Here is a 15,834-nt window from a genome sequence, read left to right as displayed (position 1 = left end):
GCGCCGGCTAGACCTGGCGGTTATGCTTTTAATCGCAGCTCTGCCGGCTTATTTAATTAGGTTTAATATTTTTGGCTTGCCGTCCACGCTTTTGGAAGTTATGATCTGGGCGGTATTTTTAGTTTGGGCTGTTAAAAATTTCAGCCGGGTAAAAGGCAATTTTTTAAATAATTTTAAAAAAGGCGATAAAAAAATAAAAGTTCGGTATCCGTTTGATTGGGAGATTGTTTTATTGTTATTAATTGCTTTTACTGCCGCGGGCGTAGCCGGCTTTAGCTCAAGTTCTTTTGGTATTTTTAAAGCCTATTTTTTTGAGCCGGTGATATTGTTTATAGTGGCGCTGAATATAATGAAAGGCGAAAAAGGCAGAGAGAAAATTTTATGGGCTTTGGCGGTAAGCGCTTTAGCCGTATCGGCGCTCGCGATTTATCAGAAAATTACCGGACAGTTAATCGGTAATCCTTTATGGGCGGCCGCGAGCACGCGGCGGGTGGTTTCTTTTTTCGGCTATCCTAACGCGGTCGGGCTGTATTTAGGGCCGATTGTTCTGGTGATGACGGGATGGTTTTTTTCTGTCATTGCGAGGAGTCGAGCTTTAGGCGAGACGACGAAGCAATCTCTATTTGCTCGCAATGACATAATAGTAATTATTTTTATAAAATTAACCATTATTGCTTCGCTTTTATCTATTTATTTTGCAAGATCAAAAGGCGCTTTACTCGGCGTGGTGGTTGGCTTGATGGCTTTTGGCTTGATGGCCGGTAAAAAAATCAGATGGGCGACGCTGGCGATAATAATTATAGCTACAATCGGCATCGCGGTTTATCAGCCGGCCAGAGATTTGGCGGTTGAAAATATAACTTTTGCCAATAAGTCCGGCCAGATTAGAAAAGCCGGCTGGGCCGATACCCTAAAAATGCTGAAAGACGACCGCCTCTTAACCGGCGCCGGTTTAGCTAATTTTCAGGCAGCGGTAGCGCCATACCATACTCAAGGCATATTTATTAAAGATTCTAGAGATCCTGACGCTCAGCGCAAACTGGTATTTAATGAAGCCTACCGCACGGCCCATTGGCAGCCTTTGGAAATTTATCTGTATCCGCATAATATAGTTTTAAATTTTTGGAGTGAGCTAGGCTTGGCAGGCGTTTTGTTATTTATTTGGATAATCGGAAAATATTTTTATTTAGGAGCTTTGTCATTGCGAGGGAGCGCTAGCGACCGAAGCAATCCCCGGTTAGAAGCTACGAACCAGAGATTGCTTCGCTCCCTCCGGTCGCTCGCAATGACAGATAAATATTTAGTGATTGGATTAATCTGTGCTATGGTTGCGATTGTCGTCCATGGCATCGTTGACGTGCCGTATTTTAAAAATGATTTGGCCGCGATGTTTTGGCTGCTGGCCGCCATGATGAGTTTAATTAATTTAGAAAAAAATTATGGAAAAAATTTATAACAAATTAGTGCGCGACAATATTCCGGAAATTATAAGGCGAGACAAGGCCGAGCCGCGAATCAGGATTTTAGAGCAAGAAGAATACCTGAAAGAATTGTTTAGAAAATTAGAAGAAGAAGCCAAAGAAACGGCCGAAGCCGGAAAAAATAAGAAAGAGCTAATGAAAGAAATCGGCGATGTTTATGAGATTATTGATGCCATTATTGATAATTGCGGCTTGGATAAAGAAGAAATTATTAAATTAAAAAATCAGCGTAAAACTGAACGCGGTGGTTTTGAAAAAAAAATATTTTTAGAGAGTGTTAGCAATTAATTATAAATTTTTCATGACACCGATAAAAGTTATTAAAAAAAATTTAAAATTTTTTATTATAGGCGCGGTTTTAGTGTCTGCGATTTTAATTTTGTCGCTGGTTTTTAATACTTCGCCGGCGACTTTATTAAAAACCAGCGAGAAAACATTAAAACAGGCTGTGGCGCCAAAAGCCGCTTTAGCCACCTACCAATTCAACCCCGAATCAGGCAATTTGGTAAAAGGTGCGGAAATCGCCATCACTTCGGCTACGGCTCCGGTGGCCGAAGGCGTTAATACCGGCTCATGGAAAGGCACTCTGGCTGATGATAATTTCCATTGGGTCGTGGCCGGCGACGGCGACGGAGTTGAAGTCCATCTAGATGTGGGCGGCGCCCAGCTAAACGGCGCCAACAAAATGATTATTCAAACCGAAATTGACCTTGACGCCGACATCGGCCTGTTGGTCCAAATCTGCGATTGGTCCTCTTCTACTGACGTAGATGCCGGGGTTGACGATTACTGCACCGGCGGCGGCTGGCGGACTCTAAATACTAAAAATGCTTCTCAAACAGCAGTTGGTTTAAATACTAACGCGGGCGTGGCTTTCCAATGGCATATTTACAACGGCTATTGGTCAACCGGCACTGACGGCGGCACGCCGATTAACACCCCGCTGGCTAATTTTATCAACGGCTCCAACCAAATGAAATTCCGCTATTATACTACCGCCGATACCGCCTCTCAAGTCGCCATTGATTATTTAAGAGTTCACGCCATTATTGATCCGACATATTTTCCGGCCGAGTTCGTCCAGATAGACGGCGGTACCCCGGCCGGCCATTATTCCGGATTAAGAATGACCGGCAATACCGCCGTGGCCCAGCAGACTACGACCGGCGACGCTTTCTATTTTCAGGTTCCCGGCGCCGCCGCGGCCGCTGATTTTTATTTAAAATTTAAAAACATTGAAACTTACGACGGCATGAACACCATTGTCATTAATACCGATGCTTCCTGTTCGGCCGCCACCGCCGGACTGCAATACCGTTTTAAAATCAGAAATTTTCAAGGCACGGCCGATGTTGGCGACGATGTTTGGGAAGATTTTTCCTCTGTTCGCGATTGTTCCGTTACCGATTATTTTGATAATTTTGCCAAAAACAATATTACTATCGCTAATTACATCAACAGCTCAAATGAAATTTGGATTGGCATGTATGCCTTGGCTACCTCCGCCACCTATCTGCGGTTAGACCATATGTATATCATGCTGGGCACGACCAATACCGACTCCGGCGACTGTGAAATTTCTTTCGGCTCAAATACCGCCGGCCGCATTGCCTTTAATCCTTCGGCTCCGGGCTCTGACCGCATTGAAGCCATGAAGATTGACGGCGCGTATGTATATCTGGCCGGCTTTGATTCTTCGGGTATTGACAATGAATGGCGCATGGAAAAAAGAAATTTGTCCGACGGAGAATTAGTCACGGCTTTTGATACTGACGGCATTATCACCAGCGACCCGTCAACCGGCGCCGACCAGATTCTAGCCATCGCTTCCAGCTCGGACGCTATTTTTTTTGGCGGCTATGATACGGTTACCGGCGCCGGCCAATGGCGGATTGAAAAAAGAAGCATTACCGACGGCTCTTTAATGACGGCTTTTGACGATGATGGCATTATTCAGTACAACCCGGCCGCTGACATGGATCAGATTACTTCTATGACGGCTGACGCGGACTATCTTTACGTTACGGGTTTTCAAGACGATGATACCGGCGTTTGGCTGATCCATAAATACGATATCACCACCGGCGCCTTAGTTACGGCTTTTGACGATGACGGCATTATCAGCGAAACCCTGGCCGCGGCCGGCGATGAACGGCCGCAAAGGATTAAAGTTGATGATAATTATCTCTATATTTCCGGCTATGACAATGAAGCCGGCAATATCCAGTGGCGGCTGGAAAAAAGGAACAAAACCACCGGCGCCTTATGTGCCGGCGGCGGAGAATGCGCGGCCGGGGCGTTTGATACCGACGGCATTATGCAAACCAATCCTTCGGTCGGCATAGATAGAATCTACGCTATGACAGTTGATAGCTCATATATTTATTTGGGCGGCCTTGATTATGCCGCCGGTACCGGCCAATGGCGCATTGAGAAAAGAGATATTGCCGACGGCGCTTTAGTTACGGCTTTTAGCGATGACGGCATTATTCAGGCTGATTTTATTTCTAATGATTTGGATTGGGTGACTGATTTAACCGTTGACGGCACTTATCTCTATGTTGCCGGTTTTCAAGATGATGATGCCGGTATCTGGGTGGTTGAAAAAATAAATAAAACCACTGGCCTATTGGAAGCTAATTTTTCTAACGACGGCACAGTTAAATCCGAAGACGGCGGCGACGACCGGCCCAATGCCATCGCGGTTAATGATTCGTATGTGTTTATTGCCGGTTATGGTACGGCTCCGGGCGACAACCAATGGCTGTTGGAAAAAAGAAATATCGGCGATGGCTTAAGGACTAACGATAGTTTTAGTTCCAATGATTGCACCGGCACCAGAAATCTTGATACATCGGCCGGCGGGCGAAACACTTGGAATATCCAAACTGAAAACGAATCCACTGATTTTTCTCATACTTTCTACGCTTGGGACAATGACGGCGACGGAGTAGTGGAAGGAGCCGGTTCGGCCAACATCGGTTTTTCCGTGACGGTTCCGCCTAGCTCCGCGGTTACCGGTATTCTCTGGGCCGGACGAGCTATGAGCGGATCAGCCGGCACGGTTAGGCATGCGGTTAAAGACTATTCCGGCTTAACCGGCACGATCGGCGGCCGAAGTTTAATTGGCGCCAGCTTGACTACGGCTTTAGCTTATACCGATCCCATCGCCACCGGCGGCGTAGTCGCGGCCGGCGGCACGCCCGGCTACATGATTAATCCGGAAGATTATATTGATACGGTCAACAACAAAATGCGGTTGAATTTAAATACCACGGTGGCCGGCGCCGCCACTACCAATTCCGTCAATGTCTGGGATTTTGCCATGGTGAGTTTTAGTTGGATTGAAGACGCCAATCATCCGACGAAAACCTACCAATTCAACCCCGAATCCGGCACGCTAATCAAGGGAGCGGAAACCACTATCACTTCGGCTACGGCTCCGGTGGCCGAAGGCGTTAACACCGGCTCCTGGAAAGGCACTTTGGCTGATGATAATTTTCATTGGGTGGTGGCCGGCGACGGCGATGGAGTTGAAGTCCACCTAGACGTGGGCGGCGCCCAGCTCAACGGCGCCAACAAAATGATTATTCAAACCGAGATTGACCTGGATGCCGATATCGGCCTCTTAGTCCAAGTCTGCGACTGGTCATCCTCGACCGACGTAGACGCCGGGGTTGATGATTATTGCACCGGCGGCGGCTGGCGAACTTTGAATACTAAAAACGCTTCCCAAGTAGCGGTCGGCTTAAACACCAATGCCGGCGTAGCCTTCCAATGGCATATCTACAACGGCTACTGGTCAACCGGCACGACCGGCGGTACGCCGATTAATACCCCGCTGGCCAATTTCATTAACGGCTCCAACCAAATGAAATTCCGCTATTATACTACCGCCGATACCGCCTCTTACGTTTCTATTGACTATCTAAGAGTTCACGCCATTATTGACCCGACATATTTTCCGGCCGAATTCGCCCAAGATTCTGGCGGTACCGTCGCCGGCCATTATTCCGGATTAAGAATGACCGGCAACACGGCCGTGGCCCAGCAGACCACCACCGGCGATGCTCTCTATCTTCAAGTCCAGGGAGACACCGGAGGTGATGAAATTGCCGACTTCTATCTAAAATTCAAAAACATCAAAACCTACACCGGCATGAATACCATTCTAGTTAATGCTGATTCCGCCTGTTCGGTCGCCACCGCTGACCTAAAATATCGTTTTAAACTCAGAAATTTTCATGGCACGGCCGATACGGGCGATGATACCTGGGAAGATATTTCTTCCACCATGGATTGCTCCACCACCAACTATTTCAACAATTTCGCCAAAAACAACATTACTATTTCTAACTACATCAACAGCTCAAATGAAATTTGGGTTGGCGTTTATGCCTTGACTACCTCCGCCACCTATCTGCAATTAGACCATATGTATATCATGCTGGGCACGACCAACACCAATGCTAGCGACTGTGAGATTTCTTTCGGCTCAAATACCGCCGGCCGCATCGCCTCTAATCCTTCGGCCCCGGGCTCCGACCGCATTGAAGCCATGAAGATTGACGGCGCGTATGTATATCTGGCAGGCTTTGATTCTTCGGGCGTTGACAATGAATGGCGCATGGAAAAAAGAAATCTGTCTGACGGGGAATTAGTCACGGCTTTTGATGCCGACGGCGTTGTTACCAGCGACCCGTCAACCGGCGCCGACCAGATTCTAGCCATCGCTTCCAGCTCGGACGCTATTTTTTTTGGCGGCTATGATACGGTTACCGGCGCCGGCCAGTGGCGCATTGAAAAAAGAAGCATTACCGACGGTTCTTTAATGACGGCTTTCGATACTGACGGCATTATTCAAACCAATCTAAATGCTGATGTTGACGCTATTACTTCCATGACGGCTGACGCGGACTATCTTTATGTTACGGGTTTTCAGGACGATGATACCGGCGTTTGGCGGATCCATAAATATAATATTACTGACGGCAATCTATGCGCCGGCGGCGGAGAATGCGCGGCCGGGGCTTTTGACGGCGACGGCATTATCAGCGAAACCCTGGCCGCAGCCGGCGATGAACGGCCGCAAAGGATTAAAGTTGATGATAATTATCTCTATATTTCCGGCTATGACAATGAAGCCGGCAATATCCAGTGGCGCGTGGAGAAAAGAAACAAAGCCACCGGCGCTCTATGCGCCGGCGGCGGAGAATGCGCGGCCGGGGCTTTCGACGGCGACGGCATTATGCAAATCAACCCAGCGGGCTATATTGACAGAATCTATGCCATGGCGATTGATAGCTCATATATTTATTTGGGCGGTTTTGATGGAGTCAGCGCTACCGATTATCAATGGCGCATTGAAAAAAGAGATATTGCCACCGGCGCCTTAGTTACGGCTTTTGATACTGATGGCATCATTCAATTTAATCCCGAGGCCCGTCTGGGATGGATTACCAGTCTGACTATTGACAGCTCCTATCTCTATGTCGCCGGTTTTTCAAATACCGCTACCGCCAATACCGGCACCTGGCTTGTTCACAAATATGATATTACCACCGGCGCTCTGATTACGGCATTTGGCAGCGACGGCAAGACTCAATCTGATGACGGCGGCGAGGATATTCCCAATGCCATCGAGGTTAACGGTTCTTATGTGTTTATCGCCGGCTATGGCACGGCTCCGGGCGATAACCAATGGCTGATAGAAAAAAGAGATATTTCCAACGGCCTAAGAACTGATGACAGTTTTGGAGATAATGATTGCACCGGCACCAGAGATATCGATAATATCGCTGGTGGCAGAAATGCTTGGAATATTCAAACCAAAGATGAATCCACTAATTTCGCTGATCCTTACTACGCTCGAGATAATGACGGCGATGTGAACGTCGAAGAAGCCGGTTCAGCCCATATCGGATTCTCCGTTACTGTTCCCGCTAATTCGGCTGTTACCGGCATTCTCTGGGCCGGTCAGGCTATGAGCGGATCAGCCGGAACAGTCCAGATGGCGATTAGGGATTATTCCGGTTTAACCGGCACAATCGGCGGTCGAAGCTTGATTGGCGCCGCCCCGACTTATGGCATGACCTATACCGATCCGGTGGCCAGCGCCGGCACTCTATCCAATGCTGTCGGAGCTCACGGCTATATGGTTAATCCGGAAGATTATATTGATACGGTTAACAACAAAATGCGGTTGAGTTTAAATACTACCGCTTCCGGTCCGACCACCACAAATTCCGTCAATGTCTGGAGTTTTGCCATGGTGAGTTTTAGTTGGGTGGAGACCGCCACGGCCGTCGTTTCCATAACTCTTGACCAGTCAAGTTTTGCTTATGGGACAATTGATGTTAATGCCGCCTCAAGCACTTTAAGTCTTTGGGGCGGGGCGGGTATAACCGCGACTAATGGCAGCGCGATCGCTGATTTTGATATTTACGGCGCGAATTCTACGGGTTCGGGCAGCGGCTGGACTCTGGCCGCTAATAATACGAGCAATAATTATATACATAAATTTTGCAATGATACGGATAATAACTGCACGTCTCCGCCGACTAATTATAGCGCTCTGACCGCCAGTCCGGCTTTATTAAAATCCAGCGTGGCCGCGGATGGCACGGTTGTTTTTCAATTGGAAATTACGACTCCGGCAGCGCCAACCGATACTAGCACTCAAAGCGCTGCGGTTACTATTCAAGCATCAGAGCCATAAGCTATGAGGAATTTTATTTTTTACCATTTTGTATAATGGCAAAAATATGTTATTATATAGACGTGTGGATAAGTAAAATTGATTAATTAATTAATTTTAATATAATTAAATAAATAACTAATATTTAATTTTCTATGAAACAATTTTTTTCTTTAATTTCTTTAGTCGCTTTAGTCGGCATGGCGGTCGCGGGTTTAGCCAGCGCGGCAACCGATACGGTTACGGCAACCGTTACGGTGGCGTATGCTTCAGTCACTCTTGACCAAGCAAGCTTTGCTTATGGAAGCGTAGCCGTTAACACCGCGTCAAGCACCGTGAATCTTTGGGGCGGAGTCGGCATAACCGGCCATAATGGCGGCGCCGAATCCAGTTTTGAGCTTAGCTCTTCCGATTCTACCGGTTGGACATTAAGCAACGCGAATAATACGGGCAATAATTATATGCATAAATTTTGTAATGAAACTGCCGGTGGCTGTACTGTTCCTGCCGATCAGGCGAACTACGATGCTAATCCTATGTCAACCGGCTATTTAACGCTTGATTCCAGCGTAGCCTATGACGAGGACGTGGCTTTTCAATTACAAGTTTTAACTCCGGCAACGCCGACTTCTTTCGTTGAGCAAAGCATAACCGTTACTCTTCAGGCAAGCGCCAACTAATAAAATTCCGCTCGGTTTTATAGTTTTATCGGATTTTTTAGGCGCAAGGCTTAAATGGCTATTCTTTTAATTTAAATTATGAAAAAACTTATTTTATTTTGTGGAGCGATAATATTAATTTTGCCGATTTTTGTTTCGGCTAAAATCGGAGTTGGCGTCGGCACGGGAAAGATTCAAGTCGATCAGCCGTTAAAAGCCGGATTAATTTACACTCTGCCTCCGCTAACGGTTATAAATACCGGGGACGAGCCGTCCGAATACGGAGTCGGCGTCCAATACCGCGATAAACAGCCGGAATTAGTGCCGCCTAAAGAATGGTTTAGCTTTTCACCGCTGAATTTTCATTTAGAGCCCGAGCAGTCGCAAACCGTTCAAGTTAAGTTAACTTTGCCGGTAAGCGGCGCTAAACCTGGTGATTATTTCGCTTTTTTACAGGGGTTTCCCTCTAAAAAAGTCGGAGTAGGCGGATCAACGAGCGTTGGCGTGGCCGCGGCCGCCAAGCTTTATTTTACGGTTACGCCGGCCAATATTTTTGTCGGGCTTTATTATCGCGGCGTATCGCTTTGTAAACAATATTCTCCTTGGAGCTATGTTATTTTAGCGGTTATTTTTGCCGCCATCTTCATCTCTTTGTTCCGTAGATTTTTTTCGTTTAACATCGGCGTCGGCCTAAAAAAAAATAATTAAAAATGATGGATGAGAAAAAATTATTTGATAATTTGTTTTTCTTTAATAGTGATTTTTTTAATTGTCATTTTTTCTTTTTTAGTTAGAAATATTTTAGCTGACAATAGCGCGGTTGTTATAACGGTAAAAATATTGGTTTGCGGCGACGAGGTTAGAGAGGGCTGGGAGCAATGCGATAACGGTGATTTAGGCGGCCAATCTTGCGTGAGCTTGGGCTATGGCGCTGGAGAACTTGATTGCACTCCAGCTTGCGAATTTGATACTTCGGCCTGCCCTCCGGGACCATCTTGCGGCGACGCTTCCTGCAACGGTTCGGAAAGCTGCGGCAGCTGCCCGGCTGATTGCGGAGCTTGCCCGCCGAGCGGCGGAGGTGGTGGCGGAGGAGGCGGTTCGGGTTATGTGGCGCCGGTAACCAGCGTTATATTCTCCGGACGAGCCTATCCCAGGAGCACAGTCACGCTTTTAAAAGACGCGCAGGTTGCGGCCACAACTATTGCCGGCGCCAATGCTAATTTTCAGATGACTCTTAGCGGCCTAACCGCCGGAAGTTATATTTTTTCACTCTATAGCGAAGATTATAAGGGGATCCGTTCATCACTTTTATCTTTCCCCACGAACGTTGCCGCCGGTGCCACCACTTATGTGAGTGGTATTTTTATTGCGCCGACGATCTCCGTTGATAAAAGCGAGGTGAAGCAAGGCGATAACGTCGTGATTTTCGGGCAGTCGGTTTCTAGCGGCGAAATTACCATTTCCGTGCATTCGGATGAAGAATTTTTCGGCAATGTTAAGACCGACGCTAACGGCGTATATTTATATAATTTTAATACTTCGCCCTTAGAAGTCGGCCAGCATTTTACTAAAGCCAGAGCGGCTTCTAGCGGCGAGATCAGCTCTTTTAGCAAGGCGGTCAGTTTCGCCGTTGGCGAAAAAAATGTTACGGCTGAAAATGAAAAAACAGCCGTTAAAGGAGAATTAAATAATGACGGGCGCGTGAATCTTATTGATTTTTCCATTATGGCGTATTGGTATAAACGGCCATCGCCGCCGGCGAAAGTTGATTTAAACGGCGACGGCCAGGTTGATTTAATTGATTTAAGCATTATGGCGTACAATTGGACCGGGTAGTTTTAAGAAACTTAAAAATTCAAATGATTAAATTTATAAAATTAAAAAATTTATTTTTGTTTTCTGTTTTTTTGTTTTCTTTTTTTTCTCCCATAGCGCAAGCCGCGGAGCTAAAGCTAGCCTCGCCGGTTTTAAAAATAGAAGTTGGCCGGCAATTTCAAGTTGATTTATTATTAAATGCCAAGGAAGAAAGTATAAACGCTCTTGAAGGCAAAATAGTTTTTCCAGAAAAATTGTTAAAATTAAAAAAAATACAAGACGGCAATTCAATCGTTAATTTTTGGATTAAAAAACCGCAAGAAGATTTAACCGGCAATATTATTTTTTCCGGCATTACCCCGGGCGGCGTTATGGTTGAAAATGGTTTGATTTTTTCGATGATTTTTGAACCTGCCGTCAGCGGAGCAGCCGTTTTAGAAATTTCCCAGGCCAGCGTTTTATTAAACGACGGGCAAGGATCGGCCGCTTCTTTAGATATTTTGCCTTTAAATATAGTAATTTCCGAAGTTATATCGTCAGAAAAACCGATTGGCATTGAAGTTAGCGATACTTTACCGCCGGAAAGTTTCCGGCCGGAAATCGCCAAAGACCCGAATATATTTAATGGTAAATATTTTTTAGCCTTTGCTACCCAGGACAAAGGTTCGGGCATGGCCAGGTATGAAGTGCGCGAGCTAAGGCAGAAATTCTTTTCGCTCTTTGCTGGCTGGCAGGAAGCCTCCAGCCCGCATCTTTTAGCCGACCAAGAGTTAAAAAGCTATATTTTTATCAAAGCGGTTGATTTAAACGGAAATGAAAAAATAGAAATAATCCCGCCAAAACATCCTTTATTATGGTATGAAAATTATTTATTTTATGTTATAATAATATCAGGTTTAACCGCTTATATTTTATGGAAAATATTAAGGAGGAAGAAAAATTCGCTTTACTAAATAAACGTTTAAGCTATTTTAAATTATTTTTAGCGGTAATCGGCCTGGCTTTGGTTTTTTTTAGCGGAGCAAAAGCGGCCGGCGCCGCCAGCCTGTATTTATCGCCGTCTAGCGGCAGTTACGAAATCAATAAAACTTTTTCCCTAAGCGTTTTTGTTTCCAGCCCCGACCAAGCCATGAACGCCGCTTCCGGGGTTATTTCTTTTCCGGCCGATAAGTTAGAAGTTACCTCGCTTTCTAAGAGCGGTTCAATTTTTAGTTTATGGGTGCAGGAACCGGCTTTTTCCAATACCACTGGTTCGGTTAATTTTGAGGGCATTGTCATGAATCCCGGATTTAGCGGTTCAGGCGGAAAAATTATTACTATTAATTTTAAAACTAAAGCCAGCGGGCAAGCTAATTTGATTTTTTTTTCCGGCTCAATTTTAGCTAACGACGGTATGGGGAGCAATGTTTTAAATAGTTTAGGCAGTGCTAAATTTAGCATTACTAATCCGGCCGATAAAGAACCGCCTCCGGCCGTTAAGGAGCCGGCCCCTATTCAACCCGCCGCCACCGAAGAAGAAAAGCCCGCGGCGAAAGAAAGTAAAATTCCGGCGGCGCCAAAGGTTTTTTCTTCAACTCATCCTGACCAGGAAAAATGGTATGCTAATAATAATCCGGAAATTTCTTGGGAATCGCCGGCAGGCACGAATGGCGCGAGCATTTATTTAAGCGAAAGCCCAACTTCAAATCTTAGTTCGGTTTCGGATGGTTTTTTAAATTCCAAATCTTATGAAAATATTGAAAACGGCATTTGGTACTTTCATATTAAATTACGCAATCAAAGCGGCTGGGGGGAGACGTCTCATTTTCGTTTGCAAATCGATACCGAGCCGCCCGCGCCTTTTACCATAGAATTTATTGACGGTAAAGAATCCGGCCAGCCGCAGATAAATATTGTCTTTAATGCCGCTGACGCCTTATCGGGGATTGATTATTATTCGATAGAATGCGGAAGCAAAGATCCGCTTAAAGTTTATCCCGCTGAAATTGGGGCTAATAATGTATATACCTTGCGGTCATTGCCTTTAGGCGAGCAGCAAATTAAAGTTACGGCTTTTGATAAAGCCGGGAATTTTACGAGTGCCGAAGATAAATTTATTATTAAGCCGATTACGGCCCCGGAAATCATTGATTATCCGCACCAGCTGGCCGTTGGCGAAACGCTTACAGTCGTTGGCAAAACGATTTATTTAGATTCAGACATAGCAATTTGGCTGCAAAAAGATAAAGAGGAGCCGCAAAGATATTTAAGCCGAAGCGATGAGTCGGGGAAGTTTACGTTTAACAAAGCGGACCTTATTAAGGGCATTTATCATCTTTGGGCCGCCGCGGTTGATAAAGAAGGAGAACACTTTTTCGCAACAGCGGTTAATGAAGAAAGCGGTCTTAATAATTTTTCGGAGAAGGTAACGATTGTTGTTAAGAAATCAATCATCGCCGGCTTAGGCGATAAGCTTTATGAGGCCGGATCATGGGCGATTAAATTTTTAACTTTATTCATTCCGTTTATTGCTTTATTAATTCTTCTAGCCTTATTGCTTTGGTACAGTTGGCATAAATTTTCCAAATTAAAAATAAAAGCCGCCAAGGAAATACGTGAAGTTAAAAGGACTCTTAGAAAAGAATTAGAAAAATCTAAAAAAGATACTCAGAAATTGATTGCGGTATTAGAAGAAATCAGGGAAGGGCGTAAATTTATCGGAGGGAGAGAAGAAAGGATTATAGAACAATGCAAAAAAGATCTTGATAAAATTGAAAATTATTTAAGAGAAGAAACTAGCGGTACGGACGAAACTTTAAAATAATCATTAATCACGGTTTAAGGAGGGTCGGATTATTTCCGGCCCTTTTAAATCATAAAATATTATTTATTCACCCCGCTAAAATTTTAGGAAGCGGGGAACATAACAAAAATATTATGATGAACCAAATTTTTAACCGAGTAAAAAACTCAAAACTAATCATGCTAAGCGCTTTAAATTCTTTGGGCGTATTAGCTTATGTTTCTTTAGTAGTTGCTTTCATGAGCAACGCCGAAAAATTTTTTGGCAAAGAGGATAATGCCATGACTGGCGTGGTTATGCTCTTACTTTTAGTTTTATCGGCGACCATAACCGGTTCTTTGGTTTTAGGCAAGCCGATTTTACTCTATTTGGATGGACAGAAGAAAGAAGCAGTAAAAATGCTGTTTTCTACCATAGCCAGCCTGTTTGTCCTGCTATTACTTGCCATAAGTGGGATGTTATTGCTAAAGTAATTGAATTTGGTGGGATGGCCGAGCGGTTGAAGGCGCGACTCTCGAAAAGTCGTATATCCGAAAGGGTATCTAGAGTTCGAATCTCTATCCCACCGCCAATATTTTTTAATTTTTTATGGCCGAAATCAATAAAAATTTTTTTAAGATTATTTTAGTTTTTTTGCCTTTAACATTTTTGGTTATATTTATTTTTTTGACGGCCACGGCCGTTTTTATTTATAAAACAAACTCTGATTACGGGTTTATTTTATCCCGAAGAATAAGAAGCCAGGCTTATGCGCTCCAAGAAAAAGAATATAATGAAAAATTCGATCTAAATAAGAATTTTGGGGAATTCTGCTATCGTTTTTTCGGCGATGAGCTAAAGACGAAAAAGATACGGCTTTCTTTAGATGAGCAGTTAATAAGGGGGTCTGTCTACGCGAACGGGAATTTATATGGCGGGAAAATTGACCCCAAAACATTAAGTTTGGAAGTTAATAGCGAACCGGTAACCTGGCATTGGAAATGGTATAATTGGCTCGGCCTCGGCCTGGATAAAATTTATCGGCAGACTTTAGAAGAAATGGTCAATTCGCCTTTGCCGATTAAGAGAAACTAAAATAATATCATGCAATTTAAAGCTCCGAAAAATAACGAGCGGTATTTTTGGACCGGCCATGCGCTCGGCAAAATGCAATATTACGGGTTAAGCGCGCAGAGAATCTTGCGAGTTATAAGCAGGCCGGCGAGAAAAGAAGAAGGCGTGGCCGAAAATACGACCGCGGTTATGCAACCGTCTTCTGTTAATCGGAAAAAACAATCCTGGAGCTCGGAAATTTGGGCTATGTATCAGAAGGAAGGCGCCAGATATAAAATTATCAGCGTTTGGCGCTATCCGGGGGTAAGCCCGAAAAGAAATGCCGTGCCCGAGGAGATCATGGAAGAAGTAAAAGATTTAATTTAAGCAAAGCTTGACATTTAGGCCAACTCCTGCTATACTTCCTTTGTAAGAGTTATTTTACTTTTCTTATGCTTTTAGCGTAATAAAAAGGCAAAATAAAGAAAGTCGACTTACATTTAATTATTACGGGATTTAGAATATCCCTAAAAAGCGTAAGAAAAGTTATGAACAAAAAATTATACGTAGGTGGATTGTCTTATTCAACCACCGAAGGCGGTTTAAAAGATGCTTTTTCCCAGGCCGGCACCGTAGTCTCAGCCATCGTTATCATGGATAAGATGACTGGCAGATCAAAAGGTTTCGGTTTCGTTGAAATGTCAACGGAAGAAGAAGCGACAGCCGCTATCGACATGTTCAACGGCAAAGAGCTTGATGGTCGCGCAGTTACTGTCAATGAGGCTAGACCTCAAGAAGACAGACCGAAAAGAAGTTTCGGTGGTAACGGCGGCGGCAGAAGCTTTGACAGAAATCAAGGCAGCCGTGGTGGAAGTAATTGGTAAAAAGATTATTTCACATAAAAAACACCCTCGAGCAATCGAGGGTGTTTTTATTTGAAAAATTGTTGTAGAATAAAGATATAATGAAATTCATGATTGGGTTAGATTTTTAAAATTTTCTACTGCGGAACTCGACCGAGAGTACTCGTTCTCAGACAGTCCTCGTACGAAAATTTTAAAAATTTAACCCAATTTACTGCTCTAATTTTATATGCCCAAAATAAAAAAAATAAACGAATTAATTTCTCTGGCTAAGCCTTTGGTAATTTTTGATTTGGAAACTACCGGCCTGTCGGTTAATTTGGATAGAATCGTGGAAATCGCTTATTTAAAAATAATGCCTGCCTGTCCGGCAGGCAGGCCGGACGACAGAATTTTAAAAGGCGATTGGTTTTTAAATCCGGAAATGAAGATTCCGGCCGAAGCATTCGCCGTTCATGGTATTTCCGATGATCAGATAAAAGACCAGCCGACTTTTAAAGATAAA

The 15,834-nt window shown here is 44.5% G+C and carries 13 protein-coding genes and 1 tRNA gene; all 14 read left to right on the top strand.

Annotated elements, in window-relative coordinates; all coding sequences use genetic code 11:
* Positions 1–1,456, top strand: a 1,456-nt coding sequence (locus tag WC639_05330; protein MFA6307198.1) for an O-antigen ligase family protein, incomplete at its 5' end; no start/stop codon positions are given.
* Positions 1,440–1,769: a nucleoside triphosphate pyrophosphohydrolase gene (locus WC639_05325; GenBank protein ID MFA6307197.1), complete on the top strand. Its 330-nt coding sequence runs from the start codon at positions 1,440–1,442 to the stop codon at positions 1,767–1,769. The genes WC639_05330 and WC639_05325, both read left to right, overlap by 17 nt.
* Before the next feature lie 13 nt (positions 1,770–1,782).
* Positions 1,783–8,199 carry a hypothetical protein gene (locus WC639_05320; GenBank protein ID MFA6307196.1) on the top strand — a complete coding sequence of 2,139 codons (6,417 nt, stop codon included), beginning with the start codon at positions 1,783–1,785 and terminating at the stop codon, positions 8,197–8,199.
* Positions 8,200–8,333: 134 nt separating this feature from the next.
* Complete coding sequence (locus WC639_05315; protein MFA6307195.1) at positions 8,334–8,858, top strand: hypothetical protein; 525 nt, start codon at positions 8,334–8,336, stop codon at positions 8,856–8,858.
* A gap of 78 nt (positions 8,859–8,936) precedes the next feature.
* The gene (locus WC639_05310) at positions 8,937–9,545 is read left to right on the top strand and encodes a hypothetical protein (protein ID MFA6307194.1); all 609 of its coding nucleotides are present in this window, start codon (positions 8,937–8,939) and stop codon (positions 9,543–9,545) included.
* 9 nt (positions 9,546–9,554) lie between these two features.
* Positions 9,555–10,673 (top strand): dockerin type I repeat-containing protein, encoded by a 1,119-nt coding sequence (locus WC639_05305; protein MFA6307193.1) that lies wholly within the window; start codon positions 9,555–9,557, stop codon positions 10,671–10,673.
* 23 nt (positions 10,674–10,696) lie between these two features.
* A complete protein-coding gene (locus WC639_05300) occupies positions 10,697–11,605 on the top strand; it encodes a hypothetical protein (protein ID MFA6307192.1) in 909 nt (302 codons plus the stop codon).
* A complete protein-coding gene (locus tag WC639_05295; protein MFA6307191.1) occupies positions 11,566–13,455 on the top strand; it encodes a cohesin domain-containing protein in 1,890 nt (629 codons plus the stop codon). The genes WC639_05300 and WC639_05295 overlap by 40 nt, the downstream gene beginning before the upstream one ends.
* Before the next feature lie 113 nt (positions 13,456–13,568).
* Positions 13,569–13,907 carry a hypothetical protein gene (locus WC639_05290; protein MFA6307190.1) on the top strand — a complete coding sequence of 113 codons (339 nt, stop codon included), beginning with the start codon at positions 13,569–13,571 and terminating at the stop codon, positions 13,905–13,907.
* Positions 13,908–13,915: 8 nt separating this feature from the next.
* Positions 13,916–14,005, top strand: a tRNA-Ser gene (locus tag WC639_05285).
* A 17-nt stretch (positions 14,006–14,022) separates the two neighbouring features.
* Entirely contained in the window at positions 14,023–14,508 is a 486-nt protein-coding gene (locus WC639_05280) for a hypothetical protein (protein MFA6307189.1), read from the top strand.
* Between the two features lie 9 nt (positions 14,509–14,517).
* A complete protein-coding gene (locus WC639_05275) occupies positions 14,518–14,853 on the top strand; it encodes a hypothetical protein (protein MFA6307188.1) in 336 nt (111 codons plus the stop codon).
* 161 nt (positions 14,854–15,014) lie between these two features.
* Positions 15,015–15,350 (top strand): RNA-binding protein, encoded by a 336-nt coding sequence (locus WC639_05270; GenBank protein MFA6307187.1) that lies wholly within the window; start codon positions 15,015–15,017, stop codon positions 15,348–15,350.
* A gap of 208 nt (positions 15,351–15,558) precedes the next feature.
* Positions 15,559–15,834 (top strand): exonuclease domain-containing protein (locus WC639_05265; GenBank protein MFA6307186.1); only part of this gene is annotated, 276 nt, incomplete at its 3' end.

Source organism: Patescibacteria group bacterium (assembly GCA_041662965.1).
GTDB lineage: Bacteria > Patescibacteriota > Patescibacteriia > Patescibacteriales > GWC2-42-12 > JACPHD01.
Note: the sequence above shows the minus strand (reverse complement) of the source record. Positions and strands in the feature narration are given on the sequence as shown.